The organism is Desulfotignum phosphitoxidans DSM 13687, from assembly GCF_000350545.1.
Taxonomy (GTDB): Bacteria; Desulfobacterota; Desulfobacteria; order Desulfobacterales; family Desulfobacteraceae; genus Desulfotignum; species Desulfotignum phosphitoxidans.
In genome coordinates this window covers 41102-57509 of the sequence record NZ_APJX01000012.1, presented here as the reverse complement: position 1 = coordinate 57509, position 16408 = coordinate 41102, and the positions used below count along the sequence as shown (strand labels likewise).

The 16408-nt window shown below is 52.3% G+C and carries 14 protein-coding genes; 7 read left to right on the top strand and 7 right to left on the bottom strand.

The features are described from left to right. Window positions 1-102: 102 nt before the first annotated feature. The 3 genes from DPO_RS20115 (at window position 103) to DPO_RS20105 (ending at window position 2029) form a co-directional block, all read left to right on the top strand. Window positions 103-930: an SAM hydrolase/SAM-dependent halogenase family protein gene (locus tag DPO_RS20115; RefSeq protein WP_006968212.1), complete on the top strand. Its 828-nt coding sequence runs from the start codon at window positions 103-105 to the stop codon at window positions 928-930. Window positions 931-1054: 124 nt separating this feature from the next. Further along, window positions 1055-1576: an adenine phosphoribosyltransferase gene (locus DPO_RS20110; protein WP_006968211.1), complete on the top strand. Its 522-nt coding sequence runs from the start codon at window positions 1055-1057 to the stop codon at window positions 1574-1576. Beyond that, window positions 1577-2029, top strand: coding sequence for a hypothetical protein (locus tag DPO_RS20105; RefSeq protein ID WP_006968210.1), 453 nt, complete (start codon window positions 1577-1579; stop codon window positions 2027-2029). Window positions 2030-2074: 45 nt separating this feature from the next. On the opposite strand, the gene DPO_RS20100 is transcribed toward DPO_RS20105, so the two are convergent. From DPO_RS20100 to DPO_RS20070, 7 genes are read right to left on the bottom strand one after another with little or no spacing between them, the layout of a single operon-like run. Next, window positions 2075-3484, bottom strand: a complete 1410-nt coding sequence (locus DPO_RS20100; RefSeq protein ID WP_006968209.1) for a response regulator — start codon at window positions 3482-3484, stop codon at window positions 2075-2077. After that, window positions 3481-4353: a CheR family methyltransferase gene (locus DPO_RS20095; protein ID WP_006968208.1), complete on the bottom strand. Its 873-nt coding sequence runs from the start codon at window positions 4351-4353 to the stop codon at window positions 3481-3483. Before DPO_RS20095 ends, DPO_RS20100 begins: the two co-directional genes overlap by 4 nt. A 56-nt stretch (window positions 4354-4409) precedes the next feature. Further along, on the bottom strand, window positions 4410-5549 hold the full coding sequence (locus tag DPO_RS20090) for a protein-glutamate methylesterase/protein-glutamine glutaminase (protein ID WP_006968207.1): 1140 nt from the start codon (window positions 5547-5549) through the stop codon (window positions 4410-4412). Next, entirely contained in the window at window positions 5546-5980 is a 435-nt protein-coding gene (locus tag DPO_RS20085; protein WP_006968206.1) for a chemotaxis protein CheW, read from the bottom strand. The genes DPO_RS20090 and DPO_RS20085 overlap by 4 nt, the downstream gene beginning before the upstream one ends. Before the next feature lie 9 nt (window positions 5981-5989). Beyond that, window positions 5990-8083: a methyl-accepting chemotaxis protein gene (locus DPO_RS20080; RefSeq protein ID WP_006968205.1), complete on the bottom strand. Its 2094-nt coding sequence runs from the start codon at window positions 8081-8083 to the stop codon at window positions 5990-5992. Window positions 8084-8112: 29 nt separating this feature from the next. Next, window positions 8113-11310, bottom strand: a complete 3198-nt coding sequence (locus tag DPO_RS20075) for a hybrid sensor histidine kinase/response regulator (protein WP_006968204.1) — start codon at window positions 11308-11310, stop codon at window positions 8113-8115. A gap of 18 nt (window positions 11311-11328) precedes the next feature. Next, window positions 11329-11745 carry a PilZ domain-containing protein gene (locus tag DPO_RS20070; RefSeq protein WP_006968203.1) on the bottom strand — a complete coding sequence of 139 codons (417 nt, stop codon included), beginning with the start codon at window positions 11743-11745 and terminating at the stop codon, window positions 11329-11331. 275 nt (window positions 11746-12020) lie between these two features. Here DPO_RS20070 and DPO_RS20065 point away from each other — a divergent pair, with 275 nt between their 5' ends. Genes DPO_RS20065 through pilQ form a run of 4 tightly spaced genes read left to right on the top strand, consistent with a single transcriptional unit; the run spans window position 12021 to window position 16402 of the window. Beyond that, the gene (locus DPO_RS20065; RefSeq protein ID WP_040012148.1) at window positions 12021-13610 is read left to right on the top strand and encodes a hypothetical protein; all 1590 of its coding nucleotides are present in this window, start codon (window positions 12021-12023) and stop codon (window positions 13608-13610) included. Beyond that, window positions 13607-14167, top strand: a complete 561-nt coding sequence (locus DPO_RS20060; protein WP_006968201.1) for a hypothetical protein — start codon at window positions 13607-13609, stop codon at window positions 14165-14167. The genes DPO_RS20065 and DPO_RS20060 overlap by 4 nt, the downstream gene beginning before the upstream one ends. Next, window positions 14164-14652 (top strand): hypothetical protein, encoded by a 489-nt coding sequence (locus tag DPO_RS20055; protein WP_006968200.1) that lies wholly within the window; start codon window positions 14164-14166, stop codon window positions 14650-14652. The genes DPO_RS20060 and DPO_RS20055 overlap by 4 nt, the downstream gene beginning before the upstream one ends. A gap of 10 nt (window positions 14653-14662) precedes the next feature. Continuing rightward, on the top strand, window positions 14663-16402 hold the full coding sequence (pilQ, locus tag DPO_RS20050) for a type IV pilus secretin PilQ (RefSeq protein WP_236610007.1): 1740 nt from the start codon (window positions 14663-14665) through the stop codon (window positions 16400-16402). The last annotated feature ends 6 nt before the right edge of the window (window positions 16403-16408 follow it).

Here is a 16408-nt window from a genome sequence, read left to right as displayed (position 1 = left end):
GGATTACTATACCATATCCGATACTGATGTGAAACGGGATAATCCGGCTTTCACTCTGTAAACAAAGAAACACAAGTAAAATATGCACAAGTCAAGGAGAGCATGCCGCACCCGACAGATAGCCGGCCCATCGTCCTGTTGACGGATTTCGGTCATATTGATGCGTTTGTGGGAATTCTCAAGGGCGTGATTCTGTCCATCCATCCAAAAGCCCGGATGGTGGACCTGTGTCATGAAGTGGCACCCCAGGATATCGGGCATGGGGCCCATCTGCTGGACATTTCCCTGGAATATTTTCCAAAGGGCTCGATTTTCTGTGCGGTGGTGGATCCGGGTGTGGGATCCTCCCGGCGGGCCGTGCTGGTGGAAACCACGGATTATTTTCTGGTGGGCCCGGACAACGGGGTGCTGTGGCCGGCGGCCGGCAGAAACAGGATCCGCCGGATCATTCACCTGACCCGGTCCCGGTATTTTCTTCCCCAGGTAAGCACCACATTCCACGGCCGGGACATCTTTGGGCCGGTGGCGGCCCATCTGTCCGCCGGTATTGATCCCGGGGCGTTCGGCCCGCAGGTGTCTTGTCTGACCCCATTTGCCTTTCCAGAGCCAAAGCCCATAGCTGGCGGAATGATTCTGACAGTCCGTCATATCGATACCTTCGGCAATATCGGTCTGAACCTGACCCGGGAGCAGTTCAGACAATTTGCGGACAAAGGATTCTGCATGCGGGTGAATCAAGTAGATATCACCGGGCATTACCATTCATATGCAGCGGCCCCGGAAAAAATCCCCTTTGTGATGACCGATTCTGCCGGATTTATGGAAATTGCCGTTAAAAACGGGGATGCAGCATCCCGGCTCCATGTGAAAAAAAATGATCCCGTGGTCCTGACAGCCAGGGGAGAAAAAAACGATGATGGTGGCCTGTAATGTGTAAAACAGGCGGGTCTGTCTGGTCGACAAACTATTGTGTCCCGTGCCTGAAAATGGTATGTTTCCGGCATTTGCAATAAAATTGAACCGGTTTATGCCACGGAGGAAAAAAACAAGAAAAATGAATTTAAAGGAAACCATTCGCAGTATTCCGGACTGGCCCATTGAAGGGGTTGTTTTCAGGGATCTCACCACCTTGATGCAGAACCCGAAATCGTTTGCATATGCGTGTGATTTGCTGTACGACCGCTATAAAGACAAAGGCATTGATAAAATTGTGGGCATCGATGCCAGAGGGTTTGTCTTCGGCGGGGTGGTGGCCTATAAACTGGGCATTGGATTTGTGCCGGTCAGAAAAAAAGGCAAGTTGCCCGGCAGCACCATCCAGGAAACCTATGCGCTGGAATACGGCACCGACACCCTGGAGATCCATGAGGATGCCATATCCCCCGGAGAAAAAGTGGTGATCGTGGACGATCTGATTGCCACGGGCGGCACGGTGGGTGCCGCAGTCAAACTGGTGAAAAATCTGGGAGCGGATCTTTTGGAGTGTGCGTTTGTGGTGGAACTGCCTGATCTCAAGGGACGGGACCAGATTGACGGATGCCCGGTCTTTGCCATGGTCGAGTTTGAAGGAGATTAAATGATGCGGTCACGTATCCTGGTGTTGCTGGCTTGTGCCGCCATAATGAGTGCCTGTGCCGCATCCTATGGAAAACTGGTGTCCAGCCCCGTGTCCCGGGATCAATATCAGCAGCAGACCCTGCCGTCCGATCTTCAGTATTATTACTGCGGCCGGTCCGGGCTGCCATATGCCGTGGTGGGAATCGATGACACATACCCGTTCAATGACCGGCTCTGGTTCAGGATAGACACCATGGATGACGTATACAAAAAGATCTATAATTTAAGTGATATTCATCCGAATGCCCGCTTCATGCGGGCGGCCGATATCCTGGATCCGGCCGGCAGGCGGATCGGTGTGTGGTTTTCCTTTTATCATCATACCCCGGTGCGGATCGATCCGGATTCCGGGATGCTGGAAATTTTCAGTCCCTATGATCCCAACGAGGATGAGGGGCTGATTCTAAATTGACCGATTGTTCGCCTGCAGGTTCCGGCCCGGTTCGCTTAAACCGCATCAGGCCGGTTTGAACGGGCTTCCTTCCACCCGGTTTCTTCCGTTTTCCTTGGCCTGATACAGGAAATGATCTGCGGTGTCGATCAGTCGATCCGTGGAAAAATCATCCGTGATCTGGGCCGGGTCCAGGCAGGTGACCCCGAAACTGGCAGTGATGGAAATGGGCACCTCATCATGGGTAACCGGGGTGTCGGCTATTTTTTTTCGCAGCCGCTCGGTACATTGGCATGCCTGATCATATGCGGTTTCCGGCAGGACAATGACAAATTCTTCTCCCCCATACCGGGTCACCCAGTCCAGGTCTTTTCGGATCACACGGTGTATGGTGTTGACAAATTCAACGAGCACGGTGTCTCCGGCACTGTGACCAAAGGTGTCGTTGACTTTTTTGAAAAAATCGATATCCGTGAGTACTAAAGAGATGGGGGTCTGATACCGTTGCGTTCGCGTGATCTCTTTGGCCAGCTGCCGGGACAGGTAATTCCGGTTGTAGCATCCGGTCAACGGATCAGTGATGGACAGTTTTCTGATTTTTTCATTGGAAATTTTCAGGTCGTTGATCTTTTCCTTGAGCTGCCGGCTCAACCGGTACCGTTCCAGATGAACGGTGATGCGGGCCAGCAGTTCTTCTTTGGCAAACGGTTTGACCAGATAGTCGGATACCCCGGCATTGAAAACATTCAACAACTCTGATTGATCCGGTGTGGCGGTCAGGCAGATAATGGGCAGATCGGACCGGTTCAGTTCTTTGCGGATTTTTTTTGAAAGGGCATCACCGTTCATGTTGGGCATGAACAGGTCTGTGATCACCACATTGATGTCATCCGCGTGACTGCTGAAAAGTGCATATCCTTCCTGACCATCTTTGGCTTCAATCACCTGGAGCCCTTCCTGGATCAAAATATCCGCCACAATCTGTCTGGCCACCACATTGTCTTCCACCACCAGGGCGGTCATACCCTGGGACAGGGCCACGGGTTTTAAAATGCGGTCCACTGTTTCCAGCAGTTCTCCTTCAGCAAAGGGCTTGGTGATAAAATCCGCCGCGCCTGCGGAAAATCCTTTTTTCCGTTCCGACATCGTATTCTGGCCGGTGACAAAAATGACCGGTATCCGGCTGTTCCGATGTCGTGAAATCCGGTCGGCATAATGGGGACTTCGCAGTTTTTTGCAGGTTTCCCATCCGTTAAGCCCGGGCATTTCCACATCCAGGGTGATCAGGTCCGGTGGCCGGTCCGTGCAGGCGGAAACCAGGGCGTCCAGTCCGTTGGCCGCCTCGATGATTTCATAACCGCCGGGTTCCAGTTCTTCCCTGATGGCCATTCGCATTGCTGCGCTGTCGTCCACCACCAGGACCTGAAGAAAGGGGGATGATGAATTGGGGGGATGGTTTTTCGTTTCAGTCATCATGTTCTTTCGGGTTGGTTATTTATTGTGCGGGATTTGGGTTGATAAAAAATGGTTTTCAGGTGACGTCCGGGTTCCAGATCGGTACATATGCCGGTAAGAGACTCACTGGCACCCAACAGCAGATATCCATCCGGTTCCAGAACCGCCGCTGTTTTTTCAAACAATCGTTTTCTCATTTCCATATTAAAATATATCGCAACATTTCTCATCAGGATCAAGTCAAATTTGCCCATTCCGGCAAAAGAATGAAACAGATTCATTTTTCGGAAAGAAACCATGGCCCGGATCTCATCATTGATTTTCCATTGATTTTCCAATGGGGTGAAATACCGGTCCAGTTTGTCCACAGGCAAGCCCCGGGTGATTTCGAAACTGCTGAAATAACCGGCGCTGGCTTTGGCCAGTGCTTTGGCAGATATATCTGTCCCCAGTAAATAGATGCGATATGCATTCATGCACGGGAGAAGGTCTTTGAGTACCATGGCGACACTGTATATTTCCTGGCCCGTGGCGCAGGCCGCACTCCAGATGCGGATGGGAATGGGCCGTCCTTTTTTCAGATATCCGGCTCGATGGTCGATCACGTCCGGTAAAATTTTGTATTTGAGGAGATCAAACGCTTTTTCATCCCTGAAAAACAATGTTTCATTGGTGGTGATGGCATCAATGATCTGCTGGGCCAGGGCATGGGTTTTGTCTGCTCTGGCCTGTTCATACAATGCCGTATAGGATGGAAATCCGAGTGTATCCGCCATTTTCCCTAATCGGGTCTCAAACAGATACGTTTTGGAAGGAAGGATGTCCATACCGGATATTTCCCGGATGTAATCCGCCAGAAGCTCACATTCTGAAGGGCGTATCTTCAGCATGGGGTGTTTAAACGATTCGGTTTCAGCAAAGGCCGGTCACTGCAGGGTGTCATGGATCACATCCCAAAAGTGGGTCTGACGGTTTTCATGATTTCCCGGGCCAGGTTGTCCAGGGGGGCCACGATATCCACAATTCCGGAAGCCACCGGTTGTTTTGCCATGCCGAACACAATGCTGGTGGCTTCATCCTGGGCAATGATCACGGCCCGGTGCTCTTTCATCAAAGCCAGGCCTTTGTCACCATCCTGTCCCATACCGGTCATGATGACCCCGGTGGCCCGGTCTTTGAAATGATGGGCCACCGACCGGAATAAATAGTCGGCAGACGGCCGGCACCCGTTTTCCGGAGGATCCTGGGTGATGCGGATCATTTGTTTGGTCCTGTTTCCTGCTGAAACGATTTTCATATGACTTCCGCCGGGGGCGATAAACACTTTGCCCGGAACCAGTATGTCCCCGTCTTGAGCCTCCACAACCGGCACTTTGGATTGCCGGTCCAGACTTTCGGCCAAAGCCCGGGTAAATCCGGGGGGCATGTGCTGGACAATGAGGATCGGCACGGTCAGATTCCCGGGCAGGGCCGGAATGAGTCGCGCCAGTGCGGCCGGACCGCCGGTGGAAACGCCGATGGCGACCACGTCGGATGAATTTCGTGGAAAATCGGCGGTAAAGGCCGGAACGATGGGGTCAGGTGTCTTTGTTTCGGTGATGGGGGGCAAAACGGATCGATCCAAAGAAACGTCTGTGCGATGGCTGTTGAGGATGGAACGGATTTCCATTCTTCTAGAAAACGAGCGTAACAAAGGTGCCAGGTCTTTTTCCAGTTTGCGTTTGTTTTCTGTGACATTTTTTTCCGAGGGTTTGAGAACAAAGTCGAATGCGCCGGCCTCCAGGCTGGTGATGATACGCCGGCCGCCCCGGCCGGCATCCGAACTGAGCATGATGACACCCACCCGGGGGGATTGTGATTTGAGCCGGGTCAGCACTTCCATTCCGTCCATGCCCGGCATTTCAATGTCCAGGGTCATCAGATCCGGTTTCAGCGACGTTACCCTTGCCAGAGCGGAATGGCCGTCCCGGGCCGTTCCCACGACTTCCATGCCCGGGATATTGCCGATGACGTCCGATATCATCATCCGGAATACAATGGAATCATCCACCACCAGTATGCGAAGATTTTTCTGTGAAAGGGTCATTCAAGCACCGTGGCCACATCGAGTATGCCGATCAGTCCCTGTTCATGCCGCAGCACCGACTTGAAGCACCGGCCTTGAATTCCCTGAATATTGCCGGGGGGAGGGGCCAGATCCCCGGGAGCGATGTCAATCACGTCCCCGATGGCGTTTACCACCAGCCCGACGGATTCCTCCTGAATTCTGACGATAATGATCCTGTGGGAAACAGAGTCGGTGAAACCGCTTTCTTCAGAAAGTCCCAGCCGGCGGTTCAGGTCAATCACCGTGACAATGCTGCCTCTCAGGTTGATAATGCCGCTGATCGTGTCCGGTGCCAGTGGCACGGGCGTCATCTGTGTGGTCTTGATAATTTCCTGGGTCTCCAGGATATCGATACCACACAGGGATTCTCCGGCAAAAAATGTGACGATCCTGTTGATTTCCTCAGCCATGTCTATCCGTTAAAATTTGCATCGGTCGGTTCTGACTTTGATGTTTTCAGCCAATTCGCTCAACGAAGCGATACTTTCATTGATCTGGGTGCTGCTGTCGGTAATTTCAACTGCAGAATTGGAAACCAGAGCGATATCTCTGGCGATTTCCGTGGCTGCGGTCGAACTCTGAGTCACATTTTCAGTAATGTCGGTCATGTTCCGGGCCGCCTGGCTGACATTGCCTGCGATTTCCCGGGTGGTGACGGACTGTTCTTCCACGGCGGCGGCAATGGTGGACACAATCTCATCCACCTGGTTGATGACACCGGTGATCTGACTGATCCGGTTAACGGTGCCATCCGTGGACTGCTGAATACCTGCAATTTTATTTTTAATCTCTGCACTGGCTGTGGCCGCCTGTTTGGCCAGTTCCTTGATTTCATTGGCCACCACGGCGAATCCTTTGCCGGCTTCCCCGGCCCGGGCTGCCTCGATGGTGGCATTCAACGCCAGAAGATTGGTCTGTTCGGATATTTCCGTGATGGATTCGGTCACCTTGCCGATATCCCGGGCCGCTGTCCCCAGCTGGTTCACTGTGTCGGATGCCTGGGTGGCCTGGTCCACTGCGTCATGGGTGATATGTCTGGCCCGGTCGGCGCTTTCAGCGATTTCACTGATGGTGGCGGTCATTTCCTCTGCGGCCGCCGCCACGGTGTTCAGGTTGGCGGATGCATTTTCCGTGGCACCGGCCATGGAGGTCATGTTGGTGCTCATCTGTTCTGCGGCGGATGCCACGGTATTGGACCGCTGAGCGGTTTGTTCCGCACCGGACTTCATCTGGGTTGAGATGGTGGACAATTCAGTGGATGATCCCGCCAGGGTCACCGTGCCTTCAGCCAAATCCTTGAACATGGCCCTGAGTTTCATGGCCATGGTGTTCAAAGAGTCTGCCAGCAGACCGATCTCATCTTTTCGTTTGATTTGCAGTGTATGGGTGAAGTCCCCTTCTGCCAGTTTTTCTGCAAACCAGCTTCCCTGGACAATGGGCCGGGTCATGGTCCGGGATAAATAATATGCCAGGACAATGATGACCAGGATGCAGCATATGGCGATGATGCCCATGGTCCGCTGCAAGACAAACGCCGGGGCCAGGGCTTCGGATTTGTGAATCTGGGTGATGATGGCCCAGGATGTGTCACCGATTTCAAAGGGAGTGAACACGGACATTACGGGCGTGCCGTTATAATCCGTGGTCATCATTTCTCCGGTGTCACCCTTTAACGCAGCCTGAACCGCCGGCGTGTCCACCTTGCCTTTATCGCCTTGTGCAAATGAGGCCACCACAGAACGGTTTTCAGGATCCAGAAGGGAATTGGAACGCATCCGCATGTCCTGGCCCACCAGAAAAAGCTCTCCGGATTTTCCCATGCCGCTGTCTGCGGACAGAATTTTTGTGATCGTATCGATGGACAACTGAATGGCCACCACCCCGATGATATCCCCGTTTTTCTTGACCGGTGCCGCCACAAATTGGGCCGGCATGTTTCCTGACGGTGCATAGGGTGCCATATCAGACACCAGGACCCCGCCTTTGGATGCAGCCTCCCACGCATGCTGGAGCGGGGATTTGATCGTGGTCACCCGGGTGCCGAAATCCGGTTCCTTGGACACGGAAAACACAATATTGCCTTTCTGGGCATCCAGCAGAAAGATGTCATGATAGCCCTGCTGGGCCATGTGAAAGGAAAATTGCGGGAAAAACTGGTCATGACGGTGGCGGTAATTGGCCGGGGCCTGGTACTGACCTTGTTTTTGCCCGACGAACCGTCCACTGTTCACCCCGCCTTCCGTGTTAAAGGAAAAAGAAAGCGACTCCAGAGCGTCGATGACATAAGGGGTATGAGCCAGGATCGCCACATCGTTTTCCCGGTCCGCATAAAACTGGGTCATTTCATGTTTTTTCAAATCCCGGATCGCCATATATTTTTCAAAGGTCTGGCGGGTCAATCCGTCAATGGTCATCCATTGGGAAACCCCTCCCAGTATGGCAAAAGGAATGATGCCCACGGCCAGCAGTGCAGCAATGAATTTCGATTTCAAACGCCAGTTTTTAATATTCATTTACTCATCCCTCCTGATAAAATCAAAATTTATATATCCAAAATATGTGTATGAATGCTTTTTAACAGTTTTTCCTGGTCCAGTTTGATCTGGTAATCATCGACCCCGGCGGCCTGTCCTTTTTCGAGATCCGAGTCATCTGCCAGGGTGGACAGGGAGATGACCGGCAGATGGGCCAGTTCCGGGTCGCCCTTGATGGTCCGGGTCAGGGTGAATCCGTCCATATGGGGCATTTCCAGGTCTGTGATGACCAGAGACAGATCTTTCACATGTGTTTTAATAAGATCCAGGGCGATCTGTCCGTCTTGGGCAGCGATCACATGAAACCCCTCTGCTTCGATCCGGGTTTTGATCAGATTTCTGAAAAACGCGGAGTCTTCAGCAATGAGAATGGTTTTTTTGTTCACCGAATCACTGGATGCCGCCTGCACCGGGGTGTCTTTGTACCATTGAGGGTATCGTTTTCGGGCCACCTGGTCCGGGTCCACCACCATGACCGTGTGCCCGTCCAAAGTCATTGATCCTGAAATGCCGGGCTGGGACAGGGTTTGGCTGTCCAGGATTTCACTGGTTTCCAGGGCATCTACAGGTCCGGTCACGCGCAGCCCCATGGTTCGATCCCCCAGATCGCACACCACCACCACCATGATCTCTTCCATGGGCACAGGACCAATGTCTGCCACGTCATCTATGGCACATAAAGGCAGGGGGGTGTTCCGGGTCTGGACAACGGTCATATGGCCCATGGTTTCCAGGTGCCGGGCCGGTATTTTTTCTATATGGATCACCCGGTCCAGAGGAATGGCGAATCGCTCCTCCGGGGCCCCCCGGAAGGTGAGATATGAACGCACCTCTTTTTTTTCAGTCACACGAAGGTCTGTTTTTTCATAAGAGGTTTCAGATGGTTTGACCGGCAGGAGTTCAGCGGTTTCAGCCAAAGAGGAAATATCCAGGATCAAAGCCACCCGGCCGTCTCCCATGATGGTGGCTCCGGCGTAGGCACCGCATGATTTGAGATGCCGGCCCAAAGGCTTTACCACAATTTCTTCCGCGTCCTGGAGTTCATCCACAATCAGCCCATAGGTCAAAGAACCCGTGGAAACCACGGCGATATTCAGCGCACTGGATGCATGAAATCGCCGGTCTTTCCCGGGCATGGTTCTGCGGTCCCGGTTTTCGGCAGATTCTGTCTGGGTTTCAGAGGATCGGCGGTCGGCAATGTGATGCCGCCGGTCGGTTTTCAATACATCATCGTCAGGACAGATATAAGTGCGGGGCAGCTGAAGGATATCCGACAGTCGGACCAGCGGCAGCAGCTCTTCCCGCAGCCGGATAACGGGGGCGTTGCTGATGAATTCGATTTTTTCCGCGACCCGGCCCGGTGGAATCCGAACCAGTTCTTCCAGATTTGCCTGGGGGATGGCAAATCGCTGGGCTTCCGTCTGAATAATCTGGCTGGGGATAATGGCCAGTGTCAGAGGCACTTCAATCAAAAAACGGGACCCGAGTCCGGGCTGGGATTCAATTGTGACTTTTCCGCCGATGGATTCAATATTGCTTTTAACCACATCCATGCCAACACCCCGGCCTGACAGGTCATTTACCGCCTGGGAGGTGGAAAATCCGGGCATGAAAATAAGAGCGCATTTTGTTTTCTCATCCATGTTCCGGACCTGATTCTGCGTGATCAGGCCCAAAGCGACCGCCCGTTTTGCCAGTTTGTCCGGGTCCATTCCCCGGCCGTCATCGATGATTTCAATAAAAATCTTTCCCGCCCCCTGGCTGGCTTTGAGAACCACTTTTCCCACCGGGTCTTTGCCCTGGTTTTCACGGATATCCGGGGGCTCGATGCCATGATCGATACTGTTTCGCACCAGGTGAAGCAGCGGATCGGTCACGGCTTCCAGGAGATTTTTGTCCAGTTCGACCCGCCGGCCTTTGATGACCAGATGAATTTTTTTTCCCAAAGCCGTTGAAAGATCCCTCACCAGCCTGGGGAACCGGTCAAAAATTTTTCCCATGGGCTGCATGCGGGTGAGCATCACGGTTTCCTGAAGCTCTGAGGTGACGTGGTTGATCCGCTGTCCCACCCGCTGGATGGCCTGGGGGTCCCGGGTGGCAATGGCTTGCAGCAGCTGGTTTCTGCTCAAAACCATTTCTCCGGCCAGGGTCATGAGATTGTCCAGCAGGGTCAGGTCCACCCGAACAGGGGGTTGGATCAGCCGGTCATGTCCCTGAAGCCCTTTGGGGACTTTTTTTTCGATGCAGGTATCTGTTTCCCCAGGATCCGGGTCAGGCTTCGCTGTTTCCGGCATGGCAGTATCCGGCACAGGCGCCTCAGCCGGGGTATCCTCCCGGGTGTTTGCCGGCAACAGACCGCTGGTTGGGTTCAGGGTGTGAATCAATCGGTCATCGAGCTCGAATACGATAAGGATCTCTTCTTTGGCCAGCACCGAGGCAAACAGCATTAAAATATAAGGACCGGCCCCATCCGTGCCGGCCAGGGGGACATATTTTTTTTCGATGCGGTACACAAGCATCGTCCCATATGCTTTTGTTTTGGATGAGAGGGTTTCCAGATATTTTTCCCCAGAGACATCAATGGTTTCAAGGGGAATCTCCACAAAAAAAACAAGCTTGTTTTCATTTTCCAGCCGGCGGCAATCCGATTTTTCCAAAACAAACACGGGGGAGCCGTCCCGGGCGGAAATGATGATCGGGTCATCGTCATGGGGTGTTTCCGTGTGCGGTTGTATCCCGGGATCTGAATCCAATGCAGCGTCAGCAAAGGCATCCGGGTTCGGATCCGGTTTCCGGGAAGGGATGTCGGTATTTTTCCGGGATCCCGCGCTGATGGTTTCCAGGGCCGTGACTGTGTCGGAAATATCAATTTTGTCACTGTGATCCAGATACTGGATCATGTGGGTCAATGCATCGGATGCCTTCAGCAGAAAATGGATCACCTCGGCATTGGGATCAAGCGTGTCTTCCCGGATCAGTCCCAAAACCGTTTCCATGGCATGGGCCAGCCGGGTGATGTTTTGGATGCCCAGAAAGCCGGAGCCGCCTTTGATGGAATGAACGGCACGAAATACTTTGTTGACCCGTTCCCGGTCCGGACCCATGTCTTTTTTTTCAATGCGGATCAGGTCCTCTTCAATGGAAGCCAGGTGCTCTAAAGATTCTTCGGCAAACGCTTTTTTGATATGATCGTCTTTGGAATTCATTATCGATGAGAGCCGGTTTTACAATTGCTTGACAAACTGGCGGAACCGCTCTTCCTGAAACGGACTGATGCTTTTGATCAGAACACCGAAACCTGATTTTTCCACTCGCACCACTTCGGATATGAAATCGAATTCTTCACCCGTGGAACTGATCAGGCGTACTGCCAGCTGTTCTCCCCGGTGGACTTTTTTTTCCGTGTTGATAAACGCGCCGCACAGGGAAACGTCCTCCACCCGGGCCATGATCCGTTCTTTGCCCGTGTTGATGTTCACCCGCAACGATACGGGTTTGCGGGTGTTTTCCCGTTCATCGATCTGAATCACTTTTTCACAATCCGGTCCACACACTTTCGCAGCCCGAATCAATTGAGATATTTTTTTGTCGGTCTGGGCATCGGTGTTCAAAATTTCTTTGATTAACTGTAGTTTGTCCATTACCGGCTCCTGAAACCATATAAATTTGTTCGGCACATATTTGTCAAGGATGATGGCATTTTTATATGACGTGCAGAATATGTCAACCTGTAAGTTGCAAGGGAAGGTGTCAACCGACATTTTTGTTGACATCAAAAGCGCAAATAGCTATTGATAAGTGAAACAATGCAGGAAATACACACAGACAGTCAAACTGCAGGGAATATCATCCGAATATGAATAGATCCGACATTCTCCAGGATGTTACAATCACTTGTCCTGCAGAAATAAAAAACATGAAACAGTTGCAGGTGGGGGTTTTTTTTTCTTCCCGGATGCTGACCCTGGTGATGACCGGGGTTTCCGGAAAAAATGCGCCCCATAGCCTGATCAACTGGGTATGTATTCCTTTGCCTGACGATCTGGCTCCGGATTCGGACCCGTGGGTAAAGATTCTTGAACAAAGCCTTTCCCGATTTACGGCCCACGCCAAAAAAGTGGACGTCTGGTGTGCCATCGAACCATCGATGCTGAAAATCAAACATATCGTCATCCCGGATATGCCCATGGAAAAAGTCAGCAATGCGGCATTCTGGGGGTTGAAACGGGAAACCGATTTTGATGAAACAACCGACATTTTTGATTTCGAGGTCCTGGAAGATGAGGTGGTGGACGGGGTCAAAAAAAAGAACCTGATTGTTTTCAGCGCAGGTAAAAACCGGATTCAGTCGTTGAAAAAAATATTTGACCGGGCCGGATACCCGTTATGCGGGATTACGGCCATTCCGTTTGCGTTGCAGAATTTTGTCCGCACCCGGAAAGTGGATCTGGAGGTGCCTTATTTTGCGGTGGTTCATATTTCCCAGGATACGTCTGAGATCTATTGTTTTTCCCGGGCCGGGGTGCTGCTGGTCCGCAGCCTTAGAACCGGGGCACTGAACCTGATGGAAGGACTGGACGAAAACCCGGAGATGGCCCAGCTTTTTCTGCCGGGTGAGGTGCCCGAAGTCCCGCCATCGGTTTCCCCCCAGGTGCAGGAAGTGTCCGAACGTCTGGTCAGCAAAATTATTCGTACCGGTGATTACTGCGCCCAGCATTATACGGGCAACACCCCCATCACCCATTATTATTTTCTGGGCGAGATCGATATGTTCGCACCGTTCATGGATCTGGCGCAACGTATGGTCCCGGGTGGTGTGAGGCTCTTTGAACCGCTGACCCGGGACATGCCGGCGGCGTTGCCGGCATTGCCTGAAAAAAAGGATGAGCACAGTGCTGTTCTGATTGCATGGGGTCTCGCCCTATCCGGTCGAGATCGGACCCCGAATTTTATTCATACCCATCAGGACAAACAAAAGCAGATACGCCGGAAACGCATCACCACCACCGTGTGTCTGGCAGGCGGGATGATTCTGGCGGCCCTGGTGGCAATGAATTTGTTTTTTTTCACGGTGCACAAAAAAGACCTGGCATTGCTGGGCCAGCTGGACCGGGAATTGACCCGGGTCGGCAAAGATATCACACCCGTGGATATCGATGAGATTGTGGATGCATCCAAAAAAAAGATCAATCACGCAGATGTTTATATCGACCGGTATCGGCCCTTAGGCGTGATATATGATTTATGCCGGATCACCCCGCCCCATATCCGCCTGACGTCGCTGGCCTATGGAAAAACAGGGGCCCAAAAAGAGGAAGTCCGGACCATCCGGATCCAGGGCCAAATTACCGGCCCGGGCCTGACGCTGGAGGCGGAACTGGCCCATTATATTTTATCATTGTCTGCCTCTCCGGTGTTTGGTAACATTCAGGTGACAAAAGAGCGGACCCAAGTGAAAAACGCTCAGGATCAACTCCTGTTCTCAGCGACGCTGGAGGCATTTTGAAATCAAAGGGCCCTGATTTCTGGAAAAAAATACCGGTCCCCGCCGTGATCCTGGGCGGGATTATTGTACTGGGGTGCGTGCTGTATGCCGGTTTTATGGTATATCCTTCGTATCAGGCATATTCTCAAACCCGGCAGGCTATTGATGAAAAAAAGGAGGTTCTGGAAAATAAAAGACAAATGGCGGCCACCTATGCCAGAGCCCGGCAGATGACCCAAACGCCGTTTGACACACACCTGCCGCTGCCGGAAACCGTCAGTCTGCCCCGGACAAACCTGATTGCCGTGACCCGGCAGCTGACCCGAATTGCCGGGTCCCATCAACTGGATATCCTGGGGCATACCGTTCATATCAACGGCGTAACCGACCAGTCCCGGTCCATTGCCATGACGGTTCAGCTCCAAGGCGGGTGGAACAAATTCAGGGCATATCTGGTGGATGTCATGGCCCTGGACAGCTTCAATGCCATGGACGGGCTGCATATTTATACAGACGATGCCGGAACCAGATACTACACCATCGATATCCGGTTGTGGCTGGAAGCGCAGACATCATGAGCACACGGGAAAAAATTATATTGTTCATGGCCCTGGCAGCGCTTGTTTATGGCGGGCTGGAGTGGTTTGTTTTTTCTCCGGAAAAACCGTCTCCCGGGTCAGTGACACAAAAAAGCGGATCATCGGCTGAAACCGTTGATAAAATGATGGCAAAGATCATGAATATGGAAATAGAACACCCGCACAAAAAAGCGATGATCGAAAAAATTGAAACCCCATGGGTGCGGGATCCGTTTGTCCCGCCCGGGCTGCAAGCCGGACAATCGAACGGAGAATCAGAGGAAGCCATGTCTGTTCTGCCGAATCTGGTGTATTCCGGTTTTATTTCGTCGGGCAAACATGCCATGGCCATTGTCAATGGAATGGAGTATTTTACCGGCGACATTATTATGGATACCGGATACCGGATCACCCGCATCACACCTGACAAGGTGGTTATACAAAAGGATCAGAATACAGGTGAAATATTTTTCAACGGGGACTGAAACAGGGTTGATGAGACCAGGGAAATCACATCTGAAATATCCGGCTTTCTTGTGGATATTTTGTCTGGGATTGATTCTGGGCGGGTGTACTGCTGCCAAAACATCGGATCAGACCCCGGCCGATCCCATGGAAAAATGGCACCAGCTGGCAAAAACAACTTATGATGCGGCCGCAACCCCGCCGGACACGTCCGGATCTTTGGATTCGTCCGCAGCCAAAGATCCGATACCGCCTGGACCTGCCGGCCTTCAACCGGTTGTGGTCCATGATCTGTCATCGCCTGATGACCCATCAGGGCCGGTTCCGGCACAGATTCGCAAGCTGCCCGACCTGCCGGTGACCATGAATATGAATGATGTGTCCGTGCCGGTTTTGCTGCGAACCCTGGCAAAAATTGCGGATCTGAACATGATGATCAATGACGGTATCACCGGACAGACCCAGCTGGTGGTAAAAGGATCTCCATGGAATCAGGTGTTTTTGGGTCTTCTGGATGCCTATGGGCTGGCCTATGAATGGACCGGAGATATCCTGCAGGTGTTCAGTGCGGCGGATTTCAAAAAAAGGCAGTCATTGCTGGAGGCCAGAAACGATTATGAAAATGCCAAAATCCGGCAGGAACTGGCACGATCGCAGCTGGCATACCAGAAGCGGCGGCAGGAACCCCTGATTACAAAAATTGTGACCATCCGCTATGCCAATCTGGAATCGCTTCATCAGAACCTGAACCAGTACCTGGCAGTCGCCCGGAACGAAAAAACCGCTTCCCTGGATATATCGTCGGCCATGTTGCCCATTGGTAATGCCGCATCAGAAGCCGACGTCCAGATCCGCCCCGGAGAAAAGGGCAGCATCATGATGGATGCCACATCCAATGCCCTGATCATTCATGCGTCTCAATCAGATATCGATCAGTTGATGCCCATCATCCAACAATTGGACCAGCCGTCAAAACAGGTATTGATCGAAGCCCACATTGTCGAGGTGGAATCCAATACCGGCAAAGCCTTAGGCATTCAGTGGGGCGGGCTGGGCAATTTCAAAACCAGTTCCGACAAGCAGATTTCCGTGGGCGGAGATATCTCTCCGTTTGGACAGCAACTTCAGGATGGCACGTTTCTCAATCCTGCGGACGGCAATGTGGTCAACCTGCCCATGGTGGCGGAAACCGGGATGAACCTGGGCGTCATGGCCCAGAAAATGGGCAGTTTTGTATTGTACGCCCAGCTGATGGCCCTGCAGGAGCAAGGGGTGCTCAATATTTTGTCCAAACCCTCCATCACCACCCAGAACCATCAGAAAGCCATCATCCGAAGCGGCAAGGAAGTCCCCTACCAGACGGTTGAAGGCACGGGGTCGGATCAAACCGTCAATATCGAATGGAAAGAAGCGGTCATCAAACTGGAAGTCACCCCCCATATCATCGATGGCCAGGCAGTGCGCCTGGATATTCTGACCAACAAGGATGAACTGGATTTCACTGCATCGGTCAACGGGAATCCCACCATTATCACCAAGAACGCAGAGACATCGGTCATGCTGATGGATGGACAGACCACGGTGATTGCCGGGCTGAACAAGGAAAAGAAAAGCGACAGCGAACAGGGGGTCCCCGGGCTCAAGGAAATGCCGGGGCTCGGGTGGTTGTTCAAAAGCACAAACAATGAAAATGAAAAAGAAGAACTTCTGATTTTCATCACCCCGCATATTCTGGACAATCAAATAATTGCGCCGGCAAAAAAAGGATAAAAAGAC